Below are 1,604 nucleotides of genomic sequence, written 5' to 3' on the forward strand. Positions count from 1 at the left end.
ATGAGGCGCGGTGGCAGAAGCCGATGGCCGAAGCCTTGCGCGACCTCGGCATCACCCGCGCCTGGGTGGTGCATGGAGTCGATTCTGATGGTGCGGTCATCGATGAATTGTCGATCGCCGGTGAAACGCGCGTCATCGAGGTCAAGGATGGCGCGCTTTCCGAACTTACAGTCGTCCCGGAAGATGCCGGCCTCGGCCGCAATCGGCTGAGCGCCCTGGCGGGTGGCCCGCCTGAGGACAATGCCATGGCGATCCGCGACTTGCTCGACGGTCGCCCCGGCCCTTTCCGTGATGCGGTCATCCTGAATGCCGCTGCTGGGCTGCACGTCCTCGGCCGCGCGGCAGATTTGAAAACAGGTGCTGAACAAGCCGGCGAAGCGATCGATTCCGGCAAAGCAGCCGAGACATTGAAGACGCTCGCCGCTGCCTCGAAAGGCCTGTCACAATGAGCACGGCGCTGGATCGCATCATCACCTATAAGCGCGACGAGGTCGCGGAGCTGAAACAGACGCGCTCCGAGCAAAGCCTGCTGGCTGACGCCGCGGCCATGCCGCCCCCACGTGGCTTCGGCCGCCGCCTGAGCGAGATCGCCGAAACGGGCGAGAATGCCCTGATCTGCGAAATGAAGCGCAAGAGCCCGAGTGCCGGCGAGATCCTGCCCGGGGCTGACCCGCGCGAGATCGCTGCCGAATATGAGCGCGGCGGGGCGGCCTGCCTGTCCGTCCTCACCGATGGCCCGAGCTTTGGCGGCAGCCTCGAAGATTTTGGTGCCATTCGCGGCGCCGTCTCGCTGCCCATGCTGCGCAAGGACTTCATGGTGGACACGATCCAGGTTGCCGAAGCGCGGGCCCACGGCGCCGATGCGGTGCTGGTGATCCTGTCATGCACGGACGACGCCCTCGCCCTCGACCTGACGCAGGCGGCGCGGGACCTGGGCATGGATGTCCTCATCGAAACCCATGACGCAGACGAGATTGAGCGTGCACTTGCCCTGCCCTCGCCCCTGATCGGTATCAATAATCGCGACCTCAAGATCATGCAGACCGACCTTGCCACCAGCGAGCGCCTGGCCGATCGCATTCCAAACGATCGCGACTTCGTCTCTGAAAGCGGGATCAGTGAGCCGGCCGACATTGCCCGTCTGCGCAAAGTCGGGGCCCGGCGATTCCTGATTGGCGAGAGCCTGATGAAACGCGCAGACCGTGAGCAACACGTACGCGCCCTGCGCGAAGCGCAATGACGCTGGAGCTGCGGAAATTCGACAAACGCGACATCCGCGCGCTGTTTTCCTGGTTTGAAACTGAACGCGAGGCGCTGCAATGGGCCGGCGCAGCCTTGTCCTGGCCATTGAAACGATCTGAATTCGTCGACCTGATCAAGCAACACCGCGGGACGGCGCCGCAGCGAGAAGTCTGGGCCGTGACTCAAGGCGAGACCATGATCGGGCACTTTCAAATCGGCCTCAACCGCCGTTTGCGAACCGCAGGATTGGGCCGAATTGCAATCGCACCGCACGCAAGAGGTAAAGGTCTGTCCTCGCCATTGATGGAATTGATCGTTGAACGCGCCTTTTCGCACCTGTGGGTGCACCGCACAGACCTCCT

The 1,604-nt window shown here is 63.4% G+C and carries 2 protein-coding genes and 1 pseudogene; all 3 read left to right on the top strand.

Annotated elements, in window-relative coordinates:
• Positions 1 to 449, top strand: a pseudogene (locus MVC20_RS06955) (anthranilate phosphoribosyltransferase); the annotation flags it as partial.
• A complete protein-coding gene (gene trpC / locus MVC20_RS06960; RefSeq protein WP_297539738.1) occupies positions 446 to 1,240 on the top strand; it encodes an indole-3-glycerol phosphate synthase TrpC in 795 nt (264 codons plus the stop codon). The pseudogene MVC20_RS06955 and the gene trpC, both read left to right, overlap by 4 nt.
• Positions 1,237 to 1,604 (top strand): GNAT family protein (locus MVC20_RS06965; protein ID WP_297539740.1); only part of this gene is annotated, 368 nt, incomplete at its 3' end. The genes trpC and MVC20_RS06965, both read left to right, overlap by 4 nt.

Origin of the sequence: Roseovarius sp., assembly GCF_027019125.1 — a bacterium.
Classification (GTDB): Bacteria; Pseudomonadota; Alphaproteobacteria; order Rhodobacterales; family Rhodobacteraceae; genus Roseovarius.

Excerpts from the sequence above, each read along its gene's own strand:
- trpC (WP_297539738.1), top strand. The coding sequence starts at position 446 with ATGAGCACGGCGCTGGATCGCATCATCACCTATAAGCGCGACGAGGTC.